This is a genomic window from Xanthomonas sp. LMG 12461, from assembly GCF_009192935.1.
GTDB classification, from domain to species: Bacteria; Pseudomonadota; Gammaproteobacteria; order Xanthomonadales; family Xanthomonadaceae; genus Xanthomonas_A; species Xanthomonas_A sontii.
Map to the genome: position 1 here is coordinate 1 of NZ_NQYT01000011.1, position 26707 is coordinate 26707.

General features: G+C 70.9%; 22 protein-coding genes. 11 read left to right on the forward strand and 11 right to left on the reverse strand.

Annotated elements, in window-relative coordinates:
* Positions 1-194: 194 nt before the first annotated feature.
* Together CEK68_RS02835 and CEK68_RS02840 are read right to left on the reverse strand one after the other, a co-directional pair.
* The gene (locus CEK68_RS02835) at positions 195-1658 is read right to left on the reverse strand and encodes a glycoside hydrolase family 5 protein (RefSeq protein ID WP_043093454.1); all 1464 of its coding nucleotides are present in this window, start codon (positions 1656-1658) and stop codon (positions 195-197) included.
* Between the two features lie 254 nt (positions 1659-1912).
* Positions 1913-3376 (reverse strand): glycoside hydrolase family 5 protein, encoded by a 1464-nt coding sequence (locus tag CEK68_RS02840; RefSeq protein WP_193314085.1) that lies wholly within the window; start codon positions 3374-3376, stop codon positions 1913-1915.
* Positions 3377-3855: 479 nt separating this feature from the next.
* Here CEK68_RS02840 and CEK68_RS02845 point away from each other — a divergent pair, with 479 nt between their 5' ends.
* The 3 genes from CEK68_RS02845 (at position 3856) to CEK68_RS02855 (ending at position 6859) form a co-directional block, all read left to right on the forward strand.
* On the forward strand, positions 3856-4374 hold the full coding sequence (locus CEK68_RS02845; RefSeq protein ID WP_226977739.1) for a hypothetical protein: 519 nt from the start codon (positions 3856-3858) through the stop codon (positions 4372-4374).
* A 266-nt stretch (positions 4375-4640) separates the two neighbouring features.
* Entirely contained in the window at positions 4641-6314 is a 1674-nt protein-coding gene (locus CEK68_RS02850) for a M28 family metallopeptidase (protein ID WP_026143885.1), read from the forward strand.
* On the forward strand, positions 6311-6859 hold the full coding sequence (locus tag CEK68_RS02855; protein WP_226977740.1) for a hypothetical protein: 549 nt from the start codon (positions 6311-6313) through the stop codon (positions 6857-6859). Before CEK68_RS02850 ends, CEK68_RS02855 begins: the two co-directional genes overlap by 4 nt.
* A gap of 13 nt (positions 6860-6872) precedes the next feature.
* On the opposite strand, the gene CEK68_RS02860 is transcribed toward CEK68_RS02855, so the two are convergent.
* Positions 6873-8465 (reverse strand): APC family permease, encoded by a 1593-nt coding sequence (locus tag CEK68_RS02860; protein WP_017908520.1) that lies wholly within the window; start codon positions 8463-8465, stop codon positions 6873-6875.
* A gap of 241 nt (positions 8466-8706) precedes the next feature.
* Between CEK68_RS02860 and CEK68_RS02865 the strand changes: the two genes are divergently transcribed.
* From CEK68_RS02865 to CEK68_RS02890, 6 genes are all read left to right on the forward strand, one after another.
* Positions 8707-9129 carry a hypothetical protein gene (locus CEK68_RS02865; protein WP_017908519.1) on the forward strand — a complete coding sequence of 141 codons (423 nt, stop codon included), beginning with the start codon at positions 8707-8709 and terminating at the stop codon, positions 9127-9129.
* A gap of 10 nt (positions 9130-9139) precedes the next feature.
* Entirely contained in the window at positions 9140-9589 is a 450-nt protein-coding gene (locus CEK68_RS02870; RefSeq protein ID WP_152238479.1) for a type II 3-dehydroquinate dehydratase, read from the forward strand.
* The gene (locus CEK68_RS02875) at positions 9570-9788 is read left to right on the forward strand and encodes a hypothetical protein (RefSeq protein WP_017913865.1); all 219 of its coding nucleotides are present in this window, start codon (positions 9570-9572) and stop codon (positions 9786-9788) included. Before CEK68_RS02870 ends, CEK68_RS02875 begins: the two co-directional genes overlap by 20 nt.
* 168 nt (positions 9789-9956) lie before the next feature.
* Positions 9957-11261, forward strand: coding sequence for a histidine kinase (locus CEK68_RS02880; protein ID WP_152238480.1), 1305 nt, complete (start codon positions 9957-9959; stop codon positions 11259-11261).
* Positions 11254-12021 (forward strand): LytTR family DNA-binding domain-containing protein, encoded by a 768-nt coding sequence (locus CEK68_RS02885; protein WP_017916878.1) that lies wholly within the window; start codon positions 11254-11256, stop codon positions 12019-12021. The genes CEK68_RS02880 and CEK68_RS02885 overlap by 8 nt, the downstream gene beginning before the upstream one ends.
* 43 nt (positions 12022-12064) lie before the next feature.
* Positions 12065-12460 carry a hypothetical protein gene (locus tag CEK68_RS02890; RefSeq protein WP_152238481.1) on the forward strand — a complete coding sequence of 132 codons (396 nt, stop codon included), beginning with the start codon at positions 12065-12067 and terminating at the stop codon, positions 12458-12460.
* Between the two features lie 552 nt (positions 12461-13012).
* Here CEK68_RS02890 and CEK68_RS02895 read toward each other — a convergent pair.
* Complete coding sequence (locus tag CEK68_RS02895) at positions 13013-15121, reverse strand: TonB-dependent siderophore receptor (RefSeq protein ID WP_152238482.1); 2109 nt, start codon at positions 15119-15121, stop codon at positions 13013-13015.
* Positions 15122-15427: 306 nt separating this feature from the next.
* A complete protein-coding gene (locus CEK68_RS02900) occupies positions 15428-16213 on the reverse strand; it encodes a hypothetical protein (RefSeq protein ID WP_226977741.1) in 786 nt (261 codons plus the stop codon).
* A 6-nt stretch (positions 16214-16219) separates the two neighbouring features.
* On the opposite strand from CEK68_RS02900, the gene CEK68_RS02905 reads away from it, so the two are divergent.
* Entirely contained in the window at positions 16220-17149 is a 930-nt protein-coding gene (locus tag CEK68_RS02905; RefSeq protein ID WP_152238483.1) for an oxygenase MpaB family protein, read from the forward strand.
* A 177-nt stretch (positions 17150-17326) separates the two neighbouring features.
* Positions 17327-20224, forward strand: a complete 2898-nt coding sequence (locus CEK68_RS02910) for an EAL domain-containing protein (protein ID WP_152238484.1) — start codon at positions 17327-17329, stop codon at positions 20222-20224.
* On the opposite strand, the gene CEK68_RS02915 is transcribed toward CEK68_RS02910, so the two are convergent.
* From CEK68_RS02915 to CEK68_RS02940, 6 genes are all read right to left on the reverse strand, one after another.
* The gene (locus tag CEK68_RS02915; RefSeq protein WP_152238485.1) at positions 20214-21227 is read right to left on the reverse strand and encodes a Rieske 2Fe-2S domain-containing protein; all 1014 of its coding nucleotides are present in this window, start codon (positions 21225-21227) and stop codon (positions 20214-20216) included. The genes CEK68_RS02910 and CEK68_RS02915 overlap by 11 nt on opposite strands.
* 43 nt (positions 21228-21270) lie before the next feature.
* Positions 21271-22458 (reverse strand): GGDEF domain-containing protein, encoded by a 1188-nt coding sequence (locus tag CEK68_RS02920; RefSeq protein WP_152238486.1) that lies wholly within the window; start codon positions 22456-22458, stop codon positions 21271-21273.
* Between the two features lie 143 nt (positions 22459-22601).
* Positions 22602-23714, reverse strand: coding sequence for a hypothetical protein (locus tag CEK68_RS02925; protein WP_152238487.1), 1113 nt, complete (start codon positions 23712-23714; stop codon positions 22602-22604).
* On the reverse strand, positions 23711-24892 hold the full coding sequence (locus CEK68_RS02930; protein WP_152238488.1) for an ATP-grasp domain-containing protein: 1182 nt from the start codon (positions 24890-24892) through the stop codon (positions 23711-23713). The genes CEK68_RS02925 and CEK68_RS02930 overlap by 4 nt, the downstream gene beginning before the upstream one ends.
* Positions 24885-25733: an MBL fold metallo-hydrolase gene (locus CEK68_RS02935; RefSeq protein WP_152238489.1), complete on the reverse strand. Its 849-nt coding sequence runs from the start codon at positions 25731-25733 to the stop codon at positions 24885-24887. Before CEK68_RS02935 ends, CEK68_RS02930 begins: the two co-directional genes overlap by 8 nt.
* Positions 25730-26707, reverse strand: coding sequence for an NAD-dependent epimerase/dehydratase family protein (locus tag CEK68_RS02940; RefSeq protein WP_152238490.1), 978 nt, complete (start codon positions 26705-26707; stop codon positions 25730-25732). The genes CEK68_RS02935 and CEK68_RS02940 overlap by 4 nt, the downstream gene beginning before the upstream one ends.

Here is a 26707-nt window from a genome sequence, read left to right on the forward strand (position 1 = left end):
ATAGCACGACATGTCGAAGAGAGGGCGGGCGAGTATAGTGGACAGGTGCGCCAGCAGTAGAGGGCCGGCGGCGGCGGCGGGAACGTGACTGATGGCACACCGCGGGGCGCGGGGCCGGGGCCAACACGGCGCACGGCCACGTCTGGGGGGGCGTGGCCGTGCGGGACCTCAGGAACGCTGCGGAGTGCTCGCGCTCAGCGTGCGGCGCAGAAGCCGAACTCGGCGGTGGCGCCGGGGGCCAGGGTCTTGTTCCAGTTCACGCCGCTGGCGCTGAGGGTGGTGCCCGACTGCGTCCAGGTGGCGTTCCACAGGTTGTTGACCGTGCCGCTGATCGACAGGGTGGCGGTCCAGTCGCCGCTGCTGCCGCCGGTGTTGGTCACCTGCACGCGGTTGCAGTAGCCGGCGTTCCAGTCGCTGTCGACCAGCACCCTGGTGCTGAAGCTGCTGCCGGACGGTGGCGGCGTGGGCGTTCCGCCGCCGCCGTTGCCACCGCCGTTACCGCCTTCGCCACCAACACCACCACTACCACTACCACTACCGGCGCCGTCCCACAGCTTCTTCAGCAGGGTCACCTTGTCGTTGCGCACCGTGCTCCAGTCGTCGTTGAGGATGCCGCCGGTGTCGCCGCTGTTCGGGTTCCACGACCAGTAGAAGCCGCTGTGGATGCCCTTGCCGATCAGGTAGTCGACCAGGGCGTTCTGCCACTGCACGTCCAGCGGGTTGCCCTGGCCGTACTTGCCGCCGAACTCGCCCAGCAGCAGCGCGTGGCCGGCCTGGACGAACCGGCCGAAGTGCTGCTCCCAGATCGCCGGCATGTTGGCCGGGAAGTTGCTGGCGCTGAAGTAGGGCTGCATGGACACGTCCGGCCCGTACACGTGCGGGGCGAGCAACAGGCGGTTGGCCGGGACGGCCAGCGGGGTGCAGGCCAGCGGTTCCAGGTTCTCGCCCCAGAAGTGGGCGGTGTCGCTGGAGCAGGTGGAGGTGTTGGAAATGCCTTCGACCACGATCAGCCAGTTCGGCGCCGCGTTCAGCACCACCGCCGACGCGCGTTCGGCGGCCTTGTTCCAATCGGTGGCGGCATTGCCGCTGCCCCAGGTGGCGGCGCCGTGCGGCTCGTTCTTCAGATCCAGGCCGATCACCCCAGGCACCGACGCGTAGCGCTTGGCGACGAAGCTCAGATCATTCAGCCATTGCTGCTCGCTGTAGCTGCCGGTGTACCAGAGTTCGGAGATCGCGTTGCAGTCCGGGGTGTGGTGGTCGAGCAGCACGTACATGCCGCGGCTGCTGAGTTCGTTGATCACCTTGTCGAGCAGCTGCAGCGAGTTCAGACCCTGCAGGTCCGGATTGCGGCTGTAGTCGATGCTGCCGGGCGAGACCGCCTGCAGCGTCTGCGGGCAGAACGGCAGGCGCACGGCGTTGAAGCCCAGGCCCTGCATCTGCGTGATCATGTCCTTCCAGTTGCGCGCCCACAGGCCGTGCACGGTGTGCTGCGAGGTCTCGAAACCGAACCAGTTGACGCCGCGCAATTGCACGGCGTTGCCGGCGTCGTCCACCACCTTGCCCTGGTCGATGGCATAGCTCCAGGCCGAGCCGCTGGCGACCACGAGCGCCGCGGCCAGCAGGCAGCGGGTAATGCGGGAATGCAGGGATCGGTTCATCGCGATGCTCCGAGGGTGGCCGGTGCGGAGTGCGCCGGCCAAGGGGGCGGATACTTGGCGGCGATGATCGGCAGTGTCCGCCATGGCGGCCGTGACTGCCGTTGCAGAAGACGGGCTTGTCCACGGATTGCGCGCAGGTGCTGTGGTGATGTCCACGGGCGCGCCGTCACCTGGTGAAAACGCCAACGGCAGCGTCGTGGGACGCTGCCGTTGAGGTTGGGCCCCGCGCGCTGCGCGGGGCGATGGCGCCGTCTTCAGCGGGCGGCGCAGAACCCGAACTCGGCGGTGGCGCCGGGGGCCAGGGTCTTGTTCCAGTCCACGCCGCTGGCGCTGAGGGTGGTGCCCGACTGCTTCCAGGTGGCGTTCCACAGGTTGTTGACGGTGCCGCTGATGGACAGGGTGACCGCCCAGTTGCCGGTGGCGCTGCCGCTGTTGGTCACCTGCACGCGTTCGCAGTAGCCGGCGTTCCAGTCGCTGTCGACGATGACCTTGGTGCTGAAGCTGGCGCTGCCCGGGGCCGGAGTCGGCGTGGGGGTCGGGGTGGGCGTCGGCTCCGGGGTGGGCGTGGGCGTCGGAGTGGGTGTCGGCGTGGTGCCGCTGGTGTCGCCCCACAGCCGCTTGAGCCCGGTCATCTTCTCGGTGCGCACGGTGGTCCAGTCGTCGTCGAGCACGCCGCCGGTGTCGCGGCTGTTCGGGTTCCAGGCCCAGTAGAAGCCGCTGCGGATGTTCTTCTTGATCAGGTAGTCGATCAGCGCCTTCTGCAGGATCGGGTCCTGCGCCTGGTTGCGGCCTTCGTTGCCGCCGAACTCACCGATCATCATGGTGTAACCGAGCTGGGTCAGCTGGCCGAACTGGCGCTCCCAGATCGCCGGCATGTTGGCCGGGAAGCTGCTGTCGCCGAAGTAGGGCTGCCAGTTCACGTCCGGGCCGTACACGTGCGGCGACAGCAGCAGGCGGTTGGCCGGCACGTTGAGCTTGGTGCAGGTCAGCGGTTCCAGGTTGCCGCCCCACCAGTAGCCGTAGCTGCTGGAGCAGGTCGGGTTGTCGGTGATGCCCTCGACCACGATCAGCCACTTCGGCGCCACCTTCAGCACCGCCGCCGAGGCGCGCTCGACCGCCTTGTTCCAGTCGGTCTTGAGGTTGCCGGTGCCCCAGGTGTTGCGGCCGTTCGGCTCGTTCTTCAGGTCGATGCCGATCACGCCCGGCACCGACGCGTAGCGCTTGGCCACGAGCGTCAGATCGCTGAGCCACTGCTGCTCGCTGTAGGAGTCGGTGTACCAGAGCTCGGAGATGCCCTGGCAATCGGGCGAGTGGTGGTCCAGCAGCACGTACATGCCGCGGCTGCTCAACTCGTTGACCACCTTGTCCAGCACCTGCAGCGAATTCAAGCCCTGCAGGTCCGGGTTGCGGCCGTAGTCGATGCTGGTCGGCGCGACGCCGCGCAGGGTCTGCGGGCAGAACGGCAGGCGCACGGCGTTGAAGCCCAGGCCCTGCATCTGCGTGATCATGTCCTTCCAGTTGCGCGCCCACAGGCCATGCACGGTGTGCGCGCTGCCTTCGAAGCCGAACCAGTTGACGCCACGCAGCTGCACCGCGTTGCCGCGGTCGTCCACCACCGTGCCTTTGCTGACGGCGTAACTCCAGGCCGAACCGCTGGCGGCCAGCAGCGCGGCGGCCAGCACGCAACGGGTGATGCGGGTGAGAGGGGACATCGACATCTCTGCAGGTCTCCGGAAGCGGGCCGGCCCCGCAGTCGGAGCGGCCCAGATGAGGGTAGGGGCAACGGGCGCCGCGCCCGGCTCGGGTGGAAGCCGGGAGGGGCACGCGGATCGGCGTGGCCACCGGATCGGCGCGGCCCCGTGATACGCGAGCGCGGCATTAGAGCATGTTCAGGTTCGTATTTGAGCGGTTTATCACAATAAATTTTTGCGACAGCGCACGTCTGGCGGGTGCCCGGCCCTCGCCGGTCCCGCGGCCGCCTCGCTACACTCGGCCGCTCATGCCTGCCGAGAGGGATCTTCGTGCAACGTCCAAACCTGTCCTTCGCGGTGCAGTGGCCCCATTGGCGCCCCGATTCCGCCTTCCGCGCGCGCCGCGTCGCCGGCGCAGCGCGGCGCCCGTGAGTCGGGAACCGCTACCGCCGTCCGCAGCGCCGGCGCCAGCCCCGGCGGTTGCCGCCGGGGCCGCGGCGGCACGGATGGACGAAGCTGCGGCGGTCGCCCCGGCGGACACCGCAGCCGCTGCGCGCGCGCAGCCCGATGGCGTGCCCCCGGGCAATGGGGCGCCGCGCTGGCTGGTCCGCAGCGGCGTGGTGCTGGCGTTCGCGATCGTCGGGCCGCTCCTGGGCACGCTGGTCGTCGGTCTGCCGTTGGCGTTTTTCTGGACGCGGGGGCAGCCCGGCGGCTTCGGCGATGCGCTGCCGCTTCTCCTGCTCATGGCGTTGATGTCCTGCATCTTCGGCGCGTTGCCGGGGCTGTTGACCGGCCTGTTCGCCGCCTATGCCTGGCCCCGCCTGCGTGGCTGGCGCGCGCATCTGCTGGTGGGGGTGATCGGTGCCGCCATGTCGGCCGTCTGCGTCGGTGCGCTCATCGCCTGGATCAACAGCCACCGCGACGCGTTCCGCGAGCCCGGCAGCTGGCTGGGATCTTGCGTGCTTGCCGGGGGCGTCGGCGCCATGCTGCTCTCGCTGGCGCTGGATCGGCTGCGCGGACGCTGAGCGCTGCCGCGGCCCGGCCGGTGCTGGCCTGCGGCCGCAGGGCGCCAGCCGGCCCGCGGGCTCCAGCCACGGAAGTCCCGGGCGAGCGTCCATTTCCTCGCGCGTCCCTGCCGCACGCGCAGCCGCAGGCGGCGTGCGCGCGGATGATGGTGCGTCCCAGGACATCAGTGCTCGAAGGACCGCGCGCCCGAAGGGCCCCCGGCCCCTGCCGATCGCCTGGCCGCGCCGCTACACTCGAGGTTCTTTGTGTCTGCCGAGGGAACTCCGTGAAACGACCGATCGTGAGCCTGCTGGCGCTTGCGCTGTCCGGCGCCAGCCTGGCGGCACCGCCGCCCGCACCGACCTTCGACACCAAGCGCTTGTCCGCCGACGTCAAGACACTGGCCTCCGACGCCTACGAGGGCCGCGCCCCGGGCTCGGCGGGCGAGGAGAAGACCGTGGCCTACCTCAGCGCGCAGTTCCAGGCGGCCGGCCTGCAGCCCGGCGGCGACCTGCGCGACGGCAAGCGCCTGTGGACCCAGGCGGTGCCGCTGCGCCGCGCCGACATCGTCGGTACGCCGCAGCTGGCCATCGCCAGCGGCGACCAGCGCCAGGCCCTGACCCAGGGCCAGCAGATCGCCGTGCGCGCCGCGCTCGACGGCAGCAGCCAGGTGACCCTGGACGGCGCGCCGCTGGTGTTCGTCGGCTACGGCGTCAAGGCGCCCGAGCGCGGCTGGGACGACTTCAAGGGCGTGGACCTGAAGGGCAAGATCGCGGTGGTGCTGATCAACGACCCCGATTTCGAGACCGGCAAGGGTGCGTTCGACGGCAAGGGCATGACCTACTACGGCCGCTGGACCTACAAGTTCGAGGAAGGCGCGCGGCAGGGCGCGGCCGGCGTGCTGATCGTGCACGAGACCGCACCGGCGTCCTACGGCTGGGCCACCGTCGCCAACTCCAATACCAACAGCATGTTCGATGTGGTCCGCGACGATCCCAAGTCGGTGCACCCGGAGCTGGAGGGCTGGATCCAGCGCGACCTGGCGGTGGACCTGTTCAAGCGCGCCGGGCTGGATTTCGATGCGCTGAAGAAGCAGGCGCAATCGCGCGACTTCAAGCCGGTGGAGCTGAAGGGCGAGCGCCTGTACGCCGACTACGCGGTGAAGTCGGAGGTGATCACCTCGCACAACGTGGTCGCGCGGCTGCCCGGCAAGACCCGGCCGGACGACACCCTCATCTACACCGCGCACTGGGATCACCTGGGCGTGGGCGCACCCGACGCCAAGGGCGACCGCATCTTCAACGGCGCGCTGGACAACGCCAGCGGCGTCGCCGCGCTGCTGGAACTGGCCCGCGCCTTCGCCAAGGGCCCGGCGCCGCAGCGCTCGGTGGTGTTCATGGCGGTCACGGCCGAGGAGAAGGGCCTGCTCGGCTCGGAGTACTACGCCTCCAAGCCGCTGTATCCGCTGGCGCGCACGGTGGCGGTGATCAACATGGACGGCATGAGCCCGTTCGGGCCCTCGCGCGATTTCGGCATCTACGGCACCGCCAAGCTGGAACTGCTCGACGACCTCAAGCGCGTGGCCAAGGGCTGGGACCTGCGCTACACGCCCGATCCGAAGCCGGAAGCCGGCTACTTCTTCCGCTCGGATCACTTCTCCTTCGCCAAGCGCGGCGTGCCGGCGCTGTCCTTCGCCGCCGGCCAGGACTGGGTGGACGGCGGCGTGGCGGCCGGCAAGGCCGCCTCGGACGACTACACCGCCAAGCGCTACCACCAGCCCGGCGACGAGTGGCAGCCGAACTGGACCTTCGCCGGCGCCGCGCGCGACATGCAGGTGCTGTACACGCTGGGCGAGGAACTGGCCAATTCGACGCAGTGGCCGAACTGGAGCCGCGACTCCGAGTTCCGCGCCACCCGCGACGCCAGCGCCGCACAGCGCCAAGCCGCGCCCGCCAAGTGAGTCGCGCCCCAGTGCCGCCTGCGCCGCAGGCGGCGGCGGATCCGCCGCCGGGTGCGGGCGCGGAAGGCGCCGATCCGATGGGCGCCGACGCGGGGAGCGATCCGCTGCCGCGCTGGCTGGTCTACCTCGGCGTGGCCGTGGCGTTCCCATTGGTAGGGCCGCCGCTGGGGACTGCGGCGGTCTTGCTGCCGATGATGGCGGTCGCGTGGCTCTGGGGCGGCGCTCACCTCGGTGACATCGGCGGCGGGCTGCTGATGCTGCTGGGGATCGCGCTGTATTCCTACCTGTTCGGCGTCTTGCCGGCCTTGCTGACCGGCCTGGTCGCAGTACGCGCCTGGCCGCATCTGCGCGGCTGGCGCGCGCATCTGCGCATCGGTCTGGTCGGCGCCGGGTTCTCGGCAGCGTGCATCGGCTCGGCGATCGCGCTGTTCGGCGATCATGCCGAGATCGGTGCGCTGGCCGCCGCGGCAGGGCTGTGCGCGCTGGCCGGCTTCAGCGGCGCCACGTTGCTGTCGCGCGCGCTGCAAACTTTGCGCGGCGGCTGAGCGCCGCCGCGGCTCAGCCGCCGCTGGCCTGCTGCAGCGACGGGGTGCGCCAGCCGGCACGCACGCCCCAGAAGTAGAAGCCCAGCGCGACCACGCCGACCACCACCAGGTCCGGCCCGTAGGACAGGTAACCGTGGCCGCCGAAGGTGGTGCTGCCGGCCCACGACAGCAGGGCGATGGTCGGCAGATAGGCGATCAGCCAGCTGGCGCCGCGCAGGTGCCGGCGGAAATCCTTCCAGCCGTCGCGCTGCTGGTAGTACGCGTACACCGGCAAGGCGACCAGCATCAGCAGGATGATCTCGCCGGTCAGCGGCCAGCGCGCCCAGTACAGCAGTTCGGTGGCCAGCACGAAGGCGGCGGCGGCCAGCACCGGCAGGCCGGCGATGCGCAGCGGGCGGTGCATCTCCGGCGCATGCTTGCGCAGCGCCATGGCGCTGATCGGGCCGGTCAGGTAGGAAATGATCGTCGCCACCGAGATCACCGCCGCCAGCGTGCCCCAGCCGCGGAAGAAGAACAGGAACAGGTAGGACACCAGCAGGTTGAAGAACATCGCCGGGCGCGGCACGCCCCAGGTCGGATGGATCCGGCCCAGCACCTTGGGCATGGTGCCGTTGCGCTCCATGCCGTAGATCATCCGCGCGGTGGTGGCGGTGTAGGTGATGCCGGTGCCGCTGGGGCTGACGAAGGCGTCCACGTACAGCAGCATCGCCAGCCAGTGCAGGTTGACGATGATCGCCAGCTGCGCGAACGGCGAGCGGAAGTCGATGCCGTGCCAGCCGGCCTTGGCCAGCAGGTCCGGCGGCACGGCGCCCAGGTAGGCGACCTGCAGCAGCACGTAGACCACCGTGGCCAGCGCGATCGAGCCGAGCACGGCGAACGGGATGCTGCGCCCGGGATTGCGCGCCTCGCCGGCCAGGTTCACCGGACTCTGGAAGCCGTTGAAGCTGAACACGATGCCGGCGGTGGCCACCGCGGTGAGCACCGCGGCGAAGTCGATGGTGTGGCTGCCGCCGTGCAGGCCGACGCTGAAGTTCTCGCTGTGGAAGCCGCTGGCGATCAGCGCCACGCCGGTCAGCGCCGGCACCACCAGCTTGAACACGGTGATCAGGCTGTTGGAGCGCGCGAACAGCTTGACGCTCCAGAAGTTCAGCAGGAAGTACACCAGCACCAGCACCGCGGCGATGCACAGGCCGGGCACCGACAGCTCGCCGGCGCCGCCGGGCTGCTGCACGTACAGATCCTGCGCCCACTGCCAGGGCCAGGAGGCCATGTATTGCACCGAGGCCTCGGCCTCCACCGGGATCACCGACACGATCGCGATCCAGTTGGCCCAGCCGGCGATGAAGCCGACCAGCGAGCCGTGTGAGTAGTGGCTGTAGCGGACCATGCCGCCGGACTCGGGGAACATCGCGCCCAGCTCGGCATAGGCCAGGGCGATGGTGGTGACGATCGCCGCGCCCAGCACCCAGGCCCAGATCGCACCGGGGCCGGCCAGCCCGGCGGCGCGCCAGGCGCCGAACAGCCAACCGGAACCGATGATCGAACCGAGGCCGGTCAGCATCAGGGCGAACGGGCCGACATCGCGGCGCAGGGCGGTTTGGGTCATGGCGGGTCCGGCGGCGGCGGGAAGCGGGGGATGATCGCATAAAGCCGGGAATGGGGATTGGGGAATGGGGAATCGGAAAAGCGGCATGTCGTTGGCTGAACGTTCCCGGCTTGCGCTCAACGATTCTCCATTCCCGATTCCCGCCTTACGCAAGCTTTACGCCCCAGGCCCACTTCCGCCATGGAACGCTTACGCGGCGCGCGCGCAGACTGCGCCACGTCCTTTCCGTTGGATGTGTTCCATGTCGATTCTGCTGATCCAGGGCCCGCATCGCGATGCGTCGGCCATCGCCGCGGCGCAGTGTCTGGCCGCTTCCCATGCCGCGCAGGTGGTGCCGGTGGCCTGTGCCGATGCCGCGCAGATCGTGGCGCGGCTGCAGCAAGGCGCGTGCGACGACACCGAGCTGGTGCTGCTGGATTCCGGTGAGTTGCCGGCGTCGGAGCTGGCCGACCATGGCGCGCAGCTGTGCGCGGCGCTGGATGCGCTGGGCCATCCGTACATCGAGGTGCACGATGCCAGCGCGCAGGCGCTGGAACCGCTGCTGCATCCGCGGCACATGCCGTTGCTGACGGTGATCGCCAACGGTGCGCTCGCCGACAGCTACGCGATCGCCCTGGGCGTGGCGCAGCGCCGGCTCGGCGCGCGCGCGGCGCTGGCCAACTGAGGGCGCCGCCATGTCGATCCTGTTGCTCCGTGGCCCCGACTGCGTGGCCGGCCATCGCGGCCGCCCGGCCCGCATCGCCCCACCGGTGATGCGGCAATTGCTCGCCCATGCCGGCCGCGCCGGCAAGACCCTGGCCGTGCGCGGCTGCGCCAGCGAGCGCGAACTGCTGCAGGCGCTGGCCCAGGCCGACCAGGCCGGGGTGGAGATGCTGCTGCTGGATCCGGGCGCGTGCTCGGACAGCGCCGTCACCGCGGACGCGGTCGCGCACCTGCGCCGGCCCTACGTGGAAGTGCACGACGATGCCAGCGATCGCCGCGAAGCCTGCCTGTGCGCGGCGTCGGTGCAGCGGCTGGGCCAGGTTGGCGGCTACTGCGCGCAGGGCTACGCGCTGGCGCTGTCGATCGCGCTCGAACACCTGGGCTGCAACGGCTACGAAGGCGATGTCCACGTCGGCACCTGAGCGCGCGCGCCACTACCTGGCCGACTACGAGGCCTACAGTTTCGGCCAGCGCGTGGCCTGGGGCACCCTGGCGCACACCTGGGCCGAGCCGGCGCCGCTGGATCCGGAGCGGCTGCTGTGTCACATGCGGGCGCAGGCGGCGCAACGCCACGGCGTGGACAGCAGCGAGATCCGCATCCGGAGCGTGAGCCGGCTGTAGGGCGCGCTGTCGCCTGGAATGGCGCCGCCGCCTCGGCGTGCAGATGGGCTGCGGTTTCGTCCTGCCAAGGCCCGGTCCCATCCTCGCCAGCGGCGGTTTCGTCGCACGCCGCTGGCGCCGTGCGACGCCGCGGCTATCCTCGCCGGAACTTCCCAGTCCACGGCCGCCATGCTCGCCAGCCTGTTCTTCCTCGTTCGCCTGTTGTGCGCCTGGGCAGTGGCGGTGGTTGTCGCCGCCTTCGTCTGGGCGGGGTTGTTCTACGGCATGAACTCCGGGCCGGGCTGGCTGTTCGGCCTGTTGGCGATGCTGCTGATGCTGTCGGCGCTGATCGCCGGCATCACCCACCTGCGCAAGGTCTGGCTGATCGCCGGGCGCCTGGACTGGGGCACCCTGGCCAGCCGCCAGCGGCGCCAGATCGAGATCCCGCTGGACACCCATGAGGCGTTCGCACTGCTGGATGCGGCGGTGCGCGAGCTGCCGCGGGTGGAGGAGGTGGAAAGCACGCTGGACAGCCTGCAGGTGCGCGCCAAGGTGCGCCGCATCGATCCGTACAACGGCCGCCCGCCGTCGCGCTGGAACCTGGCCGCGCGCTTCGCGGTCAAGCGCAACCAGGTGCTGGCGACAGTGACCCCGGGCACCGGCACCAGCAGCCTGACCCTGCTTCTGGAGCCGGATGCCAGCGCCTGGATCGACCTGTTCGCGGTCGACGAGGGCAGCAACTACGAGAACGCCGAAGCCTTGGGTCGTGCGCTGGCCCGGCGCGTGGCCGAGCTGCGCCGCGACGAGCAGGCCGCCGCCACACAGGCCGCCACCGAGCAGGAGCTGACCGTGGCGCGGCTGAACCTGCTGCACGCGCAGGTCGAGCCGCACTTCCTCTACAACACGCTGGCCAGTGCACAGGTGCTGGCGCGGACCGATCCGCCGCGCGCCGACCTGATGCTGGGCTATCTGATCCAGTACCTGCGGCGTTCGCTGCCCAGCACCGAGGACGCGATGAGCTCGCTCGGCGACGAACTCGAGCGGACCCAGGCCTACCTGGAGATCCTGCGCATTCGCATGGGCGCGCGCCTGCAACTGCAGGTGCAGGTGCCGGAGACGATGAAGACGCTGCCGCTGCCGTCGATGATGCTGCAGACGCTGGTGGAGAATGCGATCAAGCACGGGCTGGAACCCAAGCCCGGCGGCGGCACCATCTGGATCCTGGCGCGCGCGGTCGACGACCACGTCACCCTGACCGTGGCCGACGACGGCCTGGGCTTCAACACCCAGTCCAGCGGCACCGGCATCGGCCTGAAGAACCTGCGCGAGCGCTTGCGCCTCACCTATGCCGGCGCGGCGAGCTTCGCCATCGTCTCCAACTTCCCCAGCGGTGTGGCCGCCACCATCACCTTGCCGTGGCCGGCGGGGACGACGCCGCCACCGCCGCCATTGCCGGCGCCGGTGGCGACGCACACGGGAGCGCACCATGACTGACGCGATCGTCGCCGAGGACGAAACCCTGTTGCGCGATGCGCTGGTCGCGCTGCTGGGCGAGGTGTGGCCGGAGTTGCGCATCGTCGCCGAGTGCGAGGACGGCGCCAGCGCGCTGGAGCGGCTGGCCGAGTTGCGCCCGCAGGTGGCGTTCCTGGACATCCGCATGCCCGGGCTGAGCGGCATCGAGGTGGCGCGTGCGCTGGGCGAACTCAGCCCGCACACGCAGGTGGTGTTCGTCACTGCCTACGACCAGTACGCCATCGACGCGTTCGAGCACGGCGCGGTGGACTACCTGCTCAAGCCGATCGTGCGCGAGCGCCTGCAGGCCACGGTGCAGCGGCTGCAGGCACGGGCGGCGCAGGGGCCGGATCCGGCGGTGCTCGACGCGCTGCTGCAGCGTCTGCAGCAGCGCCCGGCCGCGCCGTCGGCGCCGCCGCCGCTGGCCTGGGTGACCGCCAGCAGCGGCCGCGAGACGCGGCTGATCCTGCTCGACGACGTGCTGTATTTCCAGGCCGACAGCAAGTACACCACGGTGCTCACCCGGGATGGCGAGGCGGTGCTGCGCACCTCCTTGCGCGAGCTGCTGGACGTGCTCGATCCGGCGGCGTTCCGGCAGATCCACCGCTCCACCATCGTCAACCTCAAGGCGGTGGCCTCGGTGGTGCGCGACGACACCGGCAAGGGCCGGCTGAAGCTGCGCCACCGCGACGAGGTCCTGACCGTCAGCCAGCCGTATATGAGCCTGTTCCGCGGCATGTAGCCGCGCATCCCCTCGCTTCGCACTGGAACAAGGAATCTCCGCCATGCGTCTGCTCTCCGTGCTGTGGTCGTGCCTGCTCGGCCTGTTCGGCTGCCAGGGACATGCCGATCTCGACCTGTCCATGGGCGCCCGCCGCGAGACCGTGGTGCAGGCCAGCGAACGCGGCGTGCCGCTGCTCTTCAGCCGCACTACGTATCGCGGTGGCCTGGCCACGTTCCGTTGCATCGACAGCCGCAGCGGGCGCTGCCACTACCAGGTCTACGCCGCCTGCACGGCATCGCCGCAGGCTAGCGGCGGCGATGGCGCTGCCTGCAATCCGCGCGTGCTGCAGGCCTTCGATTTGGCGATCGGTCAGCGCCGCGAGATCGCCGGGCTGCCACGCGACTTCCGCCAGTGCGTGGTGTCGGATGCGCCGGCGTCGGCCTGCGGGCGCGAGTGAGAGGCGATAGCGAACGGCTGGTCGATACGATCTTCCGACACATCCAGCGATGTCACGATGGCCGCGGCTGTTGTGGGAGGGACTTCAGTCCCGGCGCGTCTGCAATGGAACTGCCGGATGGCGTCTTGCGTCGCGACCGAAGTGGCTCCCACACGGGCATTACCGCGGAGCTGTCGGACGTCGCGCGTCGCGGCTGCAGCCGTTGAGAGGCATTGCCGCAGAGCCGTCGGACAGCGTCATGCGTCGCGGCTGAAACCGCTCCTGCGCGATGCCTCGTTGCGGTCCGAAGATCGGCGCCGTCGGAGCGGCTTCAGCCGCGACCCGGATGCGAGGTCGACCGATGCATCGCGTCGCCGTATCCGCCTTGCATCCGACTGTCGCAATCGGATCGCTGCCGTTGTGGGAGGGATTTCAGTCCCGACGCCTCTGCAACGGAGCCGCCGGATGGCCTCTCGCGTCGCGACTGAAGTCGCTCCCACAGGACGCTGTCCCGCAATCCCACAGCACGCTGGCACGAACGGCGTCGCGTCGTGCGCAACGACGCGCACCCACTCAGTAATCCACGCCCACCGAGAACAGCAGCGTGCGCGGGTCGCCCAAGGCCACGGCGCGCTGCAGGCCGCCGGTGAAGTAGTCGCGGTCGAAGGCGTTCTTCAGGTTCAGCGCGTAGCGCCAATGGCCCTGGCGGTAGCCCAGGCCGGCATCGAACACCAGGTAGCCGGGAATGCGATGGCCGTAAGCGGTCTTCTCGCCTTCGGCGCGGGCGCCGCCGCTGACGCTCCAGCCGTCGACCGCGCCGTGGGCGGTGTACTGCAGCCACACAGAACCGCTATGCCGCGGCACGTTGTTCAGGCGGCTGCCGACGCTGCTGACACGCTGGCCACCGTCATTGGTGACCACCGCATCGGTGTAGGCGTAGCCGCCGAACAGGCTCAACCCGTTGCCCAGGTCGGCGGCGGCGTTGAGCTCCAGGCCGCGGCTGCGCTGTTCGCCCACGGCGATGCTGTAGCCGTCGTTGAACGGATCGGTCTGCAGCACATTGCGCCGGCGCAGGTCGTACAGCGCCATGCTCAGGCTGGTGCTGCTGCTCACTTCCATCTTGACGCCCAGTTCCACCTGGCGCCCGCGCTCGGGATCGAACTGCGCGCCCTGCGCATCGCCGCCGACATTGGGATAGAACGAGGTGGCGACGCTGACATACGGGCGCAGCCCGCCACCGACGTCGAACATCAGCGCCGCCGAACCCGTCGTGGCACTGTTGTCGGTGCGCGTGTCGCTGCCGGCCAGCCGGTCCTCGCTGCGGTTGCGGCTGCGGTCGTGGCGCAGGCCCAGCAGCAGTTGCCAGTCCGTTGCGAACTGGATGCGGTCGCGCAGGTACAGGCCGCCCGAGGTCACCACGCTGAGGTTGTCGCGGGTGGGGCGGGCCGGGCAGGTCACGGCGCTGCCGTAGACCGGCGCGTACACGTCGAGATTGCCGACGCGGCAGGTCGACTGCACGTTCCATTCCCAGGTCTTGAACGCGTCCAGGCCGGCGGTGACGGTGTGCTGCCAGGTGCCGGTGGCGAAGCCGCCCTGCAGGTAGGTGTCCTGCACCCAGGTGCGTCCGTCGAACTGTTGCTGGGTGGCGGTACGGCGCAGGGTGCGCAGGTTGGCGGCCAGGCCGTTGTTGGCGATCAGGAAGCCGTCCAGGCCGAAGCTCTGCCAGCGTGCGGCGTGGTGCAGGCTCCAGCCGTTGTCGAAGCGGTGATCGAGCACGTAGCCGATCCGGCTCTGGTGGCTGTGGTACGGCCGCTGCCCGGGTTCGCCGGTGAACAGCGCGCGGTCGATCCTGCCGTTGCGGTTGGGTTCGGCGCTGCCTTCCCACGGCAGACCCTGCTGGCGGATGTAGTCGCGTTCCTGGTAGCTGGTCAGCAGCACGAAATCGGTGCGCGGGCCCAGGTCCAGCGACAGCGAGGGGGCGATCCAGCGGCTGCGGAAGTACACGTGGTCGGTCGGGTCGTCGCTGTTCATCGCCAGCGCATTGAGGCGCAGTGCGACCTTGCCATCGGCCGACAGCGGCTGGTTGAGATCGACGCTGCCCTGGCGCAGGCCGTCGCTGCCCACGCCCAGGTCGACCCGCCGCATCGGTTCGGCGCCGGGACGCTTGCTGATCAGGTTGACTAGGCCGCCGGGCAGCACCTGTCCGTACAGCAGCGAAGCCGGGCCCTTCAGCACCTCCACCTGCTGCACGCCGAACAGTTGCTCGGCCACGCGGTTGCTGTCGGCGGTGCGCAGGCCGTCGACGAACAGCGCGTCGGAGGCGGTCTGGCCGCGGATGATCAGGTCGTCCCAGCCGCGCCGGCCGTAGGTGTTGGCGACCACCCCGGAGACGTTGTGCAGGGCATCGGACAGGGTGCGCGCCTGCTGGCTGTCCAGCAGCGCGCGCGGCACCACGGTGATCGAGAACGGCGTCTGCGCCAGCGGCGCATCCGACTTGTCGGCCTGCACCGGTCCGGTGGCGCGGAAGCCGCTCTGCGCGTCGGCGCGCACCTGCACCGTGGGCAGGGCGGTCGCCTGTGCGGCATCGGCGCCGCTGTCGGCGTCCGAGACGGTGGCGGCGTGCGCAGGCAGGGACAGCGCCATGCCCAGCAGGCAGGCGCAGGAGAGGGGGTGCAGTGTCATCGAGAACGTGGGGCGAAAGTTCTAATCGAGAATGATTATATTTCGCGAAACGGGCGTTGGGAATGCCCCGTGTCACCGCGATCGGCCGACGCCGGCTGCGTCGGGTCGGTGCGGCTTGACTGGGGGCTGGCATCGTCGTGGCATTGCGCCCTTGCGGCGATCGCGGGCTTGAGCGAACACGCCGTCGGACGCGCGGATCGCGACCGACTGTGCGCGTGTTGCGCCCGATTCGCGCCCGCGCGTGATGTGGTCGGCGGGCGCGCCGTCTATCGCAGACGGCGCGCGTGAGATGCGTGTGCGGCCGACTCAGCCGGCGACGCGGAACACGCCGGGCTGGCCGCCGGGCGGCGTGCCTTCGAACTGGATCAGCGAGGCGACCAGTTCGGCATGCAGGCGGATGCGGCCCATCTCGCGCATGATCCGGATGTCCTCGTGGCGCAGTTCGCGGTTGGCCACCACCTCGCGCTTGTAGGCGAGGATCTCCGGGTACTTGCGCGCCATGTTCAGCGCGTCGGCCACGCACTCCACGGTGTCGGCATCGGCCGACAGCGGTTCGCGGCTGTTGAACGCGGTGAGCCAGCGCTCGAAGCCGGCGGTGCGGTCGAACATGTTGGCGATGAACCAGATCACGAACAGGATCGCCACCCACGAGGTGACCACGATGACGATGCGCGAGAACGTCAGGTGGTAGTCGTGCTGCCACAACTGCGCGGTGATCACGCCGAGCAGGATCAGCGAGATCGCCTGCCAGCCGATGATCGACGCCACCAGCCACTGCTGCTTGGCCTTGGCCAGCAACGCGACCTCTTCGCGGATCTGCGCCTCGCTCTTGTGCTGCCAGTGCGCGACCTGTTCGGGAAACGAGCGCTGGTGCAGCGCGTTGTCCTCGAGCAGCAATCCCAAGCCTTTGAACAGAGCGAGCATGACGGGCTCCTTGCAGATGCGGTGACGGACGCGGAACGTCGGTTGGCGATCTTGAGGCAGCTTCTTTCTAGCACAGCGGCCGCAAAGTGCATGCTGCGGTCGCACATGCGGCGCGGTCGCGGCGCGCCATACGCCATCGCACGGCGCTCGCGCCGCTTTCGCTACCATCGGCGCATGCCCCCGCTGCTACGCACCCTCTCCGCTCCGGCCACCGCGCAGATCCGCCGCTGGGTGCTGGGCGCCTTCCCGCGCGAACGCGACGCCATCGACTACGACCAGCCGCTCGGCGATGTGGGCCTGTTTGGTCCGGACAGCGTCACCTGGCGCATCCATGCCGAGTTTCCCGGGATGCTGGCCGGCGGGCTGTGTGCGCTGCTGCTGCAGACCCTGCATCCGCTGGCGCTGGCCGGGGTCTACGACCATTCCAACTTTCGCGAGGATCTGGTCGGGCGCCTGCGCCGCACCACCCAGTTCGTCGCCGCCACCAGCTACGCGCCCACCGACGCGGCGCAACGCCAGATCGCCCGTGTGCGTGCGATCCACACGCGGGTGCGCGGCCACACGCCCGACGGGCGCGCCTACGCCGCCGACGATCCGGCGCTGCTGACCTGGGTCCACGTGACCGAGGCCTACGGCTTCCTGCAGGGCTACCGCCGCTACTGCCGCGCGGTGCCGGCGGCGATCGCCGACCGCTACTACGACGAAGGCCGGCGCGTGGCCGAAGCGCTGGGCGCACGCGACGTCCCGGCCAGCGAGGCGGCGGTGCTGGACTATTTCGAGCGGCAGCGGCCGCTGCTGCGGGTGGATGCGCGCTCGCGCGAGGTGCTGGCGGTGCTGTCCGGCCTGCGCCTGCCGGTGCCGGCGCCGGGACTATCGCGCGAACTGTTCCTGGGCGCCGGCGCGGCCTTGTTGCCGCCATGGGCCAGCGCCCTGCTGCGGCAGGCACGGCTGCAGCGCACCGGCCCGACGGTGCCGGCCTGGTTGCTGCAGCAGGTGGCGCCGCTGTTCCGGGTGGCACTGCACGATGGCATCGCCGCGCGTGCGTGCCGACGGGTAGGACTGACGACGCAGGCACTGGCGCAGTGGCCGCAACGGACTGAATGATTTATCCGCATCGCTGAACGCAGCATCGCGTCACGGGTGGTCAAGATCGCCGGTCCCAGGCCGCTGTATCCAGCATCTACGCCGCACTCCCGACCCTCGATGCCGCCGAACCCGCTCGCCTACAGGAAGCGTGACCGTCGCTTTCGGCACAGCCTGCGGCGCGTCACGCGCGCGCCGTTGCGGGCGATCGCGACCTGGGGCCTGGCGCTGGCGGTGCTGCTGGCCGCCGGCCTGGTGCTGGTGTTGGCGCAGGACCGCCACAACCGCCTGGCCGCAGCGCAGCGGCAGAGCCTGGCCCTGGCCACCGGCAGCGACCGCCTGCTGCAGTTGCAACTGGACAATCTCGGCCAGGCCCTGCATGGCGAGGGCCTGAGCGCGCAGGCGCTGCTGGCGGAGACGCCGGCGCGGGCGCCCGAGCTGATCGCCGCCTCGCTGCACGGCCTGCAGGCGCGGCACCCGGAACTGCGCGACGTGGCCCTGCTGGATGCGCAGGGCCAACGCCGCTTCGGCGGCACGGGCGATCCGCAACTGCGCGCATGGATGCCGCGCGCGCGCTGCGGCGACCGGGTCTGCGTGAGTCCGCCAGTGCGCCTGGCCGATGGCGAGGCGGTGGTGCGCGTGGCGGTCCCGTGGGGCACCGATGGCTGGGTCGAGGCGCAATGGCGGGTGGCCGCGTTGCAACGCATCGTGCAGGGCACCGACAGCGGGCGCGACGGCATCGTCGCGCTGACCGACGCGCAGGGCGTGCTGCTGGCCGCCAGCCGTCCGCTCGCGGCCGGCCAGCCACGCCTGCCGATCGCGCTGACGCAGCCGATGCCGCACGGCGGCGCCCTGGGCGTACGCCGCGATGTCTTCGACGGGACACCGCGGATCCTGGCGCTGAGCGGCGGCGGTGCGTATCCGTTGCTGGCAGTCGCCGGGGTGGGGCTGCGCGAGACGCTGTCCGGCTGGTGGTGGTTCGCCGCGGCGGCGGCGCTGGTGTACGTGCTGTACCTGCTCGGCCTGGCCTATCTGCTGGTCAGCCTGCGCCGTGCCGAGCGTCGCCAGCGCCACCTGCTGCAGCGCCTGCGCCGCGGAGACGAGGATCTGCGCCTGGCGCACGGCATGGGCGGCATCGGCACCTGGCGCGTCGACATCGCGCAGCGTGTGCTGCGCCTGTCCGAACCGACCGGCGCGATGTTCGGCCTGCAGCGCATGCAACTGCCCATCGAGGCGTTCCTGGCGCGGATCCACGACGAGGATCGCGCACGGGTGACGCAGCTGTACGAGGACGCGGCGCAAGGGCGCGCGGACTACAACACCGTCTATCGCATGCACCTGCCCGATGGACGCCTGCGCTGGCTGGCCGCGCGCGGCGCGCTGGTGCACACCCGCGAGGGCGTGTGCATGACCGGCGCGGTGCAGGATGTCAGCGACCGGGTGGCGGCGCACGCGCGCCTGCTCGATGCCGAGCGCCAGTTCCGCCTGGTGTTCGATCGCAATCCGTTGCCGTACTGGGTGTTCTCCGTGGACAGTCTGCGCTTCCTGGAAGTGAACCAGGCCGCGGTGCGCCAGTACGGCTACAGCCGCGAGGAATTCCTGGCGATGGACCTGCGCGATCTGCGTCCGTCGGAGGATGCCGAGCGCTTGCTGCAGGACGTGCGCAAACCGCGCGAGGGCTTCGACGCGCCGAGCGTGTGGACGCATCGGCGCAAGGACGGCAGCCTGCTGTCGGTGTGCATCCACAGCGCCGACCTGGAGTTCGGCGGCGTGCCGGCGCGGCTGATCCTGGCCGAGGACGTCACCGAGCGCCTGGCCCACGAACGCGAACTGGCCTATCTCGCACGCCACGAATTCAGCACCGGCCTGCTCAAGCCGCGGGCGCTGGCCGAAGCCCTGCGCGCGCAGCGTGGCGGCTACGCCATCGCCTACGTGCAGGTGCGTGGCCTGGCCCTGATCGGCGACACCCTCGGCCGCGCCGTCGGCGATGCAGTGCGTTGCGCAGTGGCCGAGCGCATCCGCGCGCTCGGCGAGCGCTTCGGGCTGAGCGCGCACCAGCCGGCGCAGGACTTCGTGCTGGCGATCCTGGACCCGCAGGCCCTGCCGCTGGCCTTGCAGGCGCTGCAGGAGGCGCTGTACGCACCCGTGCAGGGCGGCGAATTCGCTCAGCAGTTGCAGGCGCACATCGGCGTGGCGCTGTGTCCGGACGATGCCGCCGATGCCGACGAGGCGATCGGCAGCGCCGCGCAGGCCGCGCATGCGGCGCAGGCAGAGGGCCGCAGCCTGGTGCGCTTCGACCGCGCCATGGCCGCGCGCACCGGCGAACGCCTGCGCCTGGCCGGGCGCATCCAGCAGGCGATCGAGCGCCAGGAGTTCGAGCTGTATTTCCAGCCGATCATGGACGCCGTCAGCGGCGCGCCGCGCGAACTGGAAGCCCTGATCCGCTGGCCGCACGCAGATGGCGGTTTCATCGCGCCGGATGCGTTCATCCAGTTGTGCGAGGACACCGGGCTGATCCTGCCGCTGGGGCGCTGGGTGATGCGCGCGGCGGCGCGGGCGCGTCGCGCCCTGGTCGAGCACGGATGGCCGGACCTGCCGGTGGCGGTGAACGTGTCGGCGCTGCAGTTCTTCGATGGCGATCTGGTCGCCGACCTGGTGCAGGCCTGCGCCGAGGCCGGGCTGGCCGCCAATGGCCTGCAGTTGGAGCTGACCGAGAGCAGCCTGATGCGGCAGCCGCAGCAGGCCGGCGACGTGCTGCGGCAACTGCGCGCGCTGGGCGTGCGCGTGGCCCTGGACGATGTCGGCACCGGTTTCTCCAGCATGGCGTATCTGCGCGACCTGCCGCTGGACACGCTGAAGATCGACCGCAGCTTCGTCGCCGAGGTCGACCGCGATCCGCGCAACGCCTCGATCTGCCAGGCGCTGCTGACCCTGGGCCATTGCCTGGGGCTGGACGTGGTCGCCGAAGGAGTGGAGACCGAGGCGCAGTTGCGCTGGTTGCGCGCGCACGGCTGCGGCGGCGTGCAGGGTTATCTGCTCGGGCGTCCGGCCCCATTGGCGGATGTGCTGCAGAGGCTCGGCGCGGTCACAGCATGAGTTCCACGTCGTGGCCGCTGCCCGGTGCCGGCAGCGGCTCGCCGTCCCAGTAACGCCGCAGCGGTTCGCGCACCAGGTCCAGCGCGGTGGAGGCACCGCGCGCGCCCGGAAAGCGCTGCAGGTTGCGCGACTGCAGCGCGAGCATGCGCCGGTCCTGTTCGCCGACCCGGCGCAGCAGCGGCCACACCAGCAGGCGCACCGCCCACGCCGGCGCCCAGCGCCCCTCCACGTGCAGGCTGGCGAAGACGTCGGTGCTGCGCGCGTCGAGCGGGGTGAAGTGCAGGCTGATCCGCACGCGGCCGCCGCGCGCGTAGCGGTACTCGATCTGCGCGCTGCCGGGGCCGGCGAAATGCGCGCGTTCCAGAATGCGCGGCGATTCGAACAACCGGTACAGCCAGCCGCTCTGCGCCGCGGCGCCGCGGTAGTCGACGTGGAAGCCTTCGTCGGTGTGGCGCAGCTCGGCGCGCATGGCGGTGCGCGCGCCGCCGCGCCGCACCAGCCCCGGATGCAGCAGATGGGTGTGCAGCGGGTCCAGGAAGTTCTCCAGCGCATCGACCACGTGCGCATGCCAGCGCGTGCGCCACAGGAAGCGCCGCGCCGACGGCTGCAGCGCCTGCACCAGTTGCGAGGGCGCGTCCGCGCCTTCCGGGTCGGGACGCAGCCAGATCAGGCCATCGTGTTCGCGCGCGGCGAAGGCGCGGACCCGCACCGCCGGCGGCGCCTGCCCCGGCGGCAGGCCGGGGATCTCGCGCAGGGCGCCGGCGCGGTCGAAGCGCCAGCCGTGATAGGGGCAGGACAGGCCGTCGCCGGTGGCGCAGCCGGCCGACAGCGGCGCGTGCCGGTGCGGGCAGCGGTCTTCCAGCGCCAGCAGGCCGCCATCGGCGCAACGCGCGATCGCCGCATGCCGGTCCATCACCGACACCGCCAGCGGCTGGCGCCGCAACGCCGCGGCGGGCGCGACGGCGAACCACTGCCGGTACAGGGACGGATGCCAGGCGCTCATGCCGCCGGCGCCACGCGCGTGGTGTGCCGCGCGCCGCGCGCGTTCATGTGATGGTGGTGCCGGCGACCCGGTTGCGGCCGGCGCGCTTGGCCGCGTACAGCGCCTGGTCGGCGGCCAGCACCAGGGTCTGCCAGGACGCCTGCGCCCCGGGCGACAGGCAGTAGCCGATGCTCACCGTGCACACCAGCGGCGCCTCCGGCGCGGCATCGATCTGTTGCTGCTCGATGCGCCGCCGCAGGCGTTCGGCGAGATCGCGCACCGACGCCTCGTCGCCCTGCGGAATCAGCACCATGAACTCCTCGCCGCCGATGCGCGCCAGCAGGTCCGGCATGCGGATGTGCTGCGTCAGGGTCTGCGCGATGGCGACCAGCACCTGGTCGCCGACCGCATGGCCGAAGCGGTCGTTGATCGCCTTGAAATGGTCCACGTCGATCATCAGCACCGCGATCGACGCCCGCTTGCGTGCGGCATCGAGGGTCGCCGCCTCGCCGCGCTCCCACATCACCCGGCGATTGGTGACCCCGGTGAGCGGATCCTGCGAGGCGTGCCGCCGCAGTTCCGCGTTCATTTCGCGGGTCAGCATCCACAGGAAGCCGGGGGTGATGCTGGCGGTCAGCACGATGCGCGAGAGCAGGCCGAAGTTGGTGGTCGGGTCGTAGCTGGTATCGACGTCGGGATGGACGGCCCACCAGACCACCCGCAGCCCGACCATGCCGGCCCACAGGAAATGGAAGACGGCCGTGAAGCGCGCCGGCGTGCGCACGGTGCTGTCGGCGTGGCGCCACAGCGCCACCGCGGTGGCCAGGGTCAGCATGCCCCGCACCAGGCCGCCGAAGATCACCATGATGCGGTGATCGAGGCCTGTGTAGTGCAGGCTGTAGAGTTCCAGCGCGCAGAGCAGCGCGATCGGGACCAGCAATGTCCACTGCAGCAGCGGGCGTCGCAGGTAGGCGTTTACCGCCACCAGTGTCAGTGCGGTGGCCACGTCGAGGGTGACGTTGCCGGCGGGCACGACCCAGATGTCCATGTAGTGCCAGGCCGGCGCCAGCAGGGTGCCGAAGCCCAGGGTGAACACGGCGTAGCTCAGCGTCAGCAGCAACAGACTGCGCGCGTGCCGTTCCTTGCGGCCGGTGACGTACAGCGCCAGGAACATCGCCGAGGACACCGCCGCGAGCAATGCGTTGACGATCAGCAAGGTGCCGGCATGGGCCAGATGCGCAATCCATTCCACAGATGTTCCGGGCCGCAGCGGCGATGAGGTGTTGCAGATGCAGCAAAGTATATGCCAGTGCCAGCGTCGGGCAGCCGACGCGGCATGCGCGATCGACGCTGAAAACGATTACGGCCCGCCTTCGGGCTTGGCGCGGCCTGGCCTCACAGCCGGTACTTGCGCATCAGCGGGACACCGATGCGCCGGGTCAGGGCGCCGAGCGCGGCGATCGGCTGGCGTCGCCGCAGCGGCAGGTGGCGCGCATCGACCGCGCTGTACTCGATGACCGGCATGCCGCCGCGCTGGCGCTTGAAACTGGCCGCGCCGGCGCTCTGGTTGAGGCGCTGGCCATACCGTCGCGCATGGTCGATGCCGCAGGCGGTGAGGGTGCGGTACAGCGCCAGCCGCTGCGGCAGCTGCAGGTCGTAGCCGACGATCGGTGCGGTGACGGTGCCGCCGACGCCGAACAGGCCGGTGATGCAGACCAGTTGCCCGTCGCCATCGCGGAAGCCGTCGAAGCGCAGCAGCCCGGCGCGGTGCCAGGCGCGCAGGAAGCCGGCGTGGTAGGCAGGATTGCAGTGTGAATATTTCTCCAGATACAGCTGCGCATACAGCGCGGCGATGCGCGCATAGTCGGCCTCGCCGATGGCGTCGTTGCCGCAGCGCTGCAGGTCGCGGCGGTCGACCAGTTTGAGGTCGCGGGCCAGGTCGCGATGGCGCAGCAGTTGCGGCCAGTCTTCGTACAGGTAGACCTGGCGGCTGCCGATCAGGGTGAAGCCTTCGGCCTGCAGCGCGTGCAGCCACTGCGGCGTATCCACCGCGTTGAGCGAGCGGAACCACAGCGCGTGGTCGGGCCAGCGCGTGCGTGCGGCATCCAGCAATGCGCGCAAGCCGCTTGGCGGCAGCGGCGGGTAGAGGTTGGTGGACAGCAGCCAGTTGTTGAGGGTGACCGCGCGGTCGATCCGTGCCCAGTCCAGCCACGCGCCGATGCCGCCGCACAGGCCGCGTACCGGCGCGGCCAGCGCGCCCGGCAACAGCCGCGCGGCTTCCTCGGCGGCGTAGTCGGCATAGGTGGTGCGCGGCGAGCAGACCCAGGCGTTGCCGGGGTGGCGTTCGCCGACCGTCACCGGCAGCGCCAGGTCGCCCGCCTGCAATACCTCGATGCGCGCATGTGCGTTGTCGGCCAACTGCTGCGCGTCGCCGCCGGCGTGCAGCGTGGCGAAGCGTTGCAGCTGCGCGGCGTAGTCGGCGGCTGCGGCGGCGTCGCCATGGCTCATGGCGGCGGCAGTGCCTCGCCGTCCCACTCGGTATCGCGGGTGGCGGCTTCGCGCACGCTGCAGCGTTGTGCCAGCGCCAGGCGCGCGTGGCTGCCCAGGTCGCACAGCGTGCCGACCAGCGGCCAGCGGTCGCCGCGCGGCGCCAGTACGTCCTCGGCGCGTGCGTAGTCGCGGCGCCACTGCCGCAGCCGGCCCTGGCCCAGCGCCGCCGGCAGTGCCACGCCCAGCATCAGCATGCCCAGCATCGCCGCGCGCTCGTCGGCCGGGCGCAACGGCGCCGGCGCTGCGCCCGCGTCGCCGCACAGCAAGGCCACCAGCGGATCGGTCGCGGCGAACAGGTGCAGGCCGCTGGTCGCACGCGGATTGCATTCGATCACGCTGCAGCGCCCTTCCGAAGACACCATCCAGTCGAAGGAGATCTGCCCGGTGAAGTGCAGCGCCCGCACCAACTGCGTGGTGAAACACTCGATCTGCGGATCCGGGGCCGCGTCGAAGTAATAGCTGGAGCTGCGCCGCAGGCGGTAGCGCGGGCGGTACACCGCATGCGCCAGCAGCACGCCGTCGCGCGCCAGCGCATACGAGCAGCGTTCCTCGCCCTCACAGTAGCGCTGTGCGACCCAGTCGCCCTGCGCGGGCAGCTGTGCGGCATCGGCGGGAACTCCTTGCGGGTACAGCCGCACATGCACGCCGAAGCGCGAGAATTCCGGTTTGAGCACCAGCGGTTCGGAACCGGCCCATTCGCGCGCCTGCCCCAGGCTGCGCACGCGCACGCTGGCGGGTACGTCGATGGCGCTGTCCAGGCTGCGCGCCAGTTCCATGAAGTGGTACTTGCTGTGCAGCGTGCGCAGCGTGTCGAAGTCCTGTAGTGGCAGGTGCAACTGCGCCGGCAGCGCGCCGCGGTAGCGGGCCAGGTAGAACACTTCCTCGCAGGTCGGCACCAGCACGTCGATGCGCTGGCGGGCGAGCACGCCATTGAGATCGGCCAGCCAGGCGCGCGGCGCATCGCGTGCCGGGGCGACGCGGTGATGCGCGGTCACCGCGCGCGACCAGCCGGAGATGCGGCTGGCGACGCTGTCGGCCAGGTGCACCCGCCAACCCAGCGCGGCGAAGCGGCGCGCCAGGTCCAGCGCGACCGGCGCGCGTGCGCCGGTGATCAGCACCCCGCGGGCCTCAGCCATGCGTGTGCTCCGCCGGTGCCGGCCGCCATTGCCGACAATGCGAGGGCACCAGGCGCAAGCCCGGCTCGGCCTGGCGCAGCGCATGCAGCCGCGCCAGGGTGTCGCGATACGCGCGATGCTCGCCGAGCAGGCGGGTGACCAGGGCCGGCGGCGGCGTTCCGTCGGCGAGCGCGGCGCTGGACCAGGCCGCATCGGCGATCAGGAACACCGGGCCGTGCGCGTCCTCGAACCACAGGCCGTAGTGGCCGGGCGCATGCCCGGGCAGCGGCACCAGCAGCACGCTGGCATCGCCGAACAGGTCGCGCGGCGTGCCGAAGTCGCGCAGTGCGGCGGGCGACAGCGCCGCGGGCAGTGCCTCGATCCAGTGCATGCGCGGACGCGCGCCGCGCAGCAGCGCGGGCAGGAAGCCTTCGCGCAGCGCGGCCAGCCGGCCGCGGCGCTGCAGATCGTCCCAGGCCTGCTGTGCGCAGGCCAGGCGCGCCTGCGGGAAATCGGCGACGCCGCCGACGTGGTCGCCATGGAAATGCGACAGCACGATCCAGCCGATGCGGTCCGCATCCACGCCGTCGCGGGCGAGTTGTTCGCGCAGCGATTGCCCGGGTGCCAATTGCACGGGAGTCAGCCAGCGGTACAGGCGTTCGGGAAAGCGCGCGGTGGCATCGAAGAAATGACGGGCGTAGCCGGTGTCGAACAACAGGTCGCCCTGCTGCGGATGCTGCAGCAGGGCCGCCAGCGCCGGGAACGGGCACGGCGCCAGCGGCGCGCCGCGGCGCGTGGCGCGCTCCGGATGCGTGCAATGGCCGGCTTCGTACAGCCGCCACTGCAGCCGGGGCGCACTCATGGCCGCCCCAGCGCGGCCAGCCCGGCCTGGGTCGACAGCACCGGCGCATAGCCGAGTTCGCGGCGGGCGCGGCCGATGTCCAGCGTCTGCGAATAGCCGAGCACGCCGATACCGTAGCGGCTGAGCCGCGGCTCCGGCTGCCCGCGACGGCGCAGCGCCATCTGCTCGCCGAGCGTGGCCAGCGCCAACGCCGGTCCGCGCGGCACCGGCAGCAGCCGCACGCGCAGGCGCAGCACCGCGAACAGCTCGGTCAGCAGGTCGCGCACCGCGATCGGCACACCGTTGCTGATGTTGTAGGCGCGGCCATCGCCGATGTGCTCGGCGCGCAGCGCCGCCAGCGCCGCGGCCACCGCGTTCTCCACGCAGCACACGTCGATCATCGCGCGGCCGCCGTTGACCAGCGGGAACCAGCCGCGCTGCGCCACCGCCAGCAAGCGCGGCACGATCGCGTTGTCGCCATGGCCGAACACCGCGCGCGGGCGCAGCACCACCGCCGGCAGTCCGGCCGCGGCGGCGGCGCGCACCTTTTCCTCGGCTTCCCACTTGGTCTGCGGGTAGCCGCCGATCCAGCGCGCCGGCGGGGTGAAGTCTTCGGTGATCTGGTATTGATCGGCGAAGCGGAAGTAGATGCTGGGCGAACTGAAGTGCACGAAGCGACGCAAGCGCGCGGCGAGCGCAGCGGCGAGCAGGCGTTCGGTGGCGACCACGTTGGCCAGGCGGAAGGTCTCGGCGCTGGCCCAAGGTGCCGACAACGCGGCGCAGTGGATCACCGCATCGCAGCCGTGCAGCAACGGCGCCAGGTCGTCGCGACACAGCTCGGCGGGCACGACCTCGATCCGCGGATCGCCGGCGAAGGCCGCCAGCTTGGCGGCGTCGCGGCCGCTGGCGCGCACCGCTACGCCGGCATCGGCGAGGGCGCGCACGATGTAGGCGCCGATGAAGCCGGACGCGCCGGTAACCAGGACGCGGGCCAT